Below are 1,167 nucleotides of genomic sequence, written 5' to 3' on the forward strand. Positions count from 1 at the left end.
TGGGCAGTGGGTATCGTCTTTTCCGGTGCCATCGCTGGCGGCATCATTAAGCTGGTCTTCGGTTGATGGCCACCTCGCCCAAGCAAAAGGCCAAAGCCCCAGCTGCAGCCGCCCCAGTTGCGGTGGGGTCAGAAGTGCCGCCCAACCGCTTCCCCCTTTTCAAGGGTGCCACCCGCGTCGCCACCGTCCCCGGGGGAGTGCCGACACGGGCATTTGCCGGACTGGTCTTTCTGACCGTCACCGCCGCTTCATTCACGCTGTGGGGCTGGCTGCTCTTTCCCGTCCTTTATCCGGTGATGGCCATTCTGAGCCGCCATGATGACCGCGCCTTCTGGATCTGGGAGCTTTGGGTCAAGACCAAGTTCTTGGCTAAGAACAAGCGCTTTTGGGGTGCGATATCCCTCACGCCAACACCCTACAGCCGGCGGCGCCCATGGGCCCGCTGGCTCGGAGTTCACGACCGATGAAACAACAATCCATCGTGACGTTGCCGGCGTATGAGCCGCCGGTCAGCACGTACGTTCCCTACTCGCACCACGTCACGCCCACCATCATCGCAACCCGCGACTGGGAGTACCTCTCGGTCTGGCGCATCGACGGGCGCACCTTTCAAGGCTACAGCGATGAGGAGCACTACCGCTGGATCGAGGAGCTCAACAACGTGTTCCGGGGGTTCCCAACGGGATTCGGGATCTGGTCGCACCTTGTCCGTCGCAGGGTGTTCGAGTATCCCGAAAGCGACTATCCGGACCAGTTCTCCCGCGATCACGATGCCGCGTATCGCAAGGTCTTCGCCGGTAAGCCGCCGATGATCAATGAGATGTACTTGACCGTGCTGACACGGGCGCAGATCGATCCCGCTCTGCGCTTGCTGTCTAACTTTGAAAAGCGAACGGCGCGCTCGGCGCTTGCGTGGCAGAACCAGGCGATCGAAGAGCTGGATGACGTCAACCGCAAACTTCGCGGATCGCTCAAGCTCTATTCACCGGAGCTGCTAACCATTGTCGAGCGGGAGTCTCCGCACGACATTAGCGGCGAGGAGTCTCCGCACGACATGAGCGGCGAGGAGGCACCGCGCCGGAAATCGCGGTTCTCGGAACCAGCCGAATTCCTCGGCTTTCTGCTCAACGGCAAGATGCAGCCGGTGCCGCTGGTGAACGCGCGCCT

General features: G+C 61.6%; 1 protein-coding gene and 1 pseudogene. Both read left to right on the forward strand.

All coding sequences use genetic code 11. From position 1 onward, the window contains the following. Positions 1-65 precede the first annotated feature (65 nt). Positions 66-467 (forward strand): type IV secretion system protein VirB3, encoded by a 402-nt coding sequence (locus tag WBR68_RS31320; RefSeq protein ID WP_230696264.1) that lies wholly within the window; start codon positions 66-68, stop codon positions 465-467. Further along, positions 464-1,167 (forward strand): annotated as a pseudogene (locus tag WBR68_RS31325) (hypothetical protein); the annotation flags it as partial. The gene WBR68_RS31320 and the pseudogene WBR68_RS31325, both read left to right, overlap by 4 nt.

The organism is Achromobacter sp. JD-1, assembly GCF_038594925.1.
In the GTDB taxonomy this organism is placed as follows: domain Bacteria; phylum Pseudomonadota; class Gammaproteobacteria; order Burkholderiales; family Burkholderiaceae_B; genus Achromobacter; species Achromobacter spanius_C.

Coding starts and splice junctions, on each gene's coding strand:
- WBR68_RS31320 (WP_230696264.1), top strand. CDS start 66: ATGGCCACCTCGCCCAAGCAAAAGGCCAAAGCCCCAGCTGCAGCCGCC.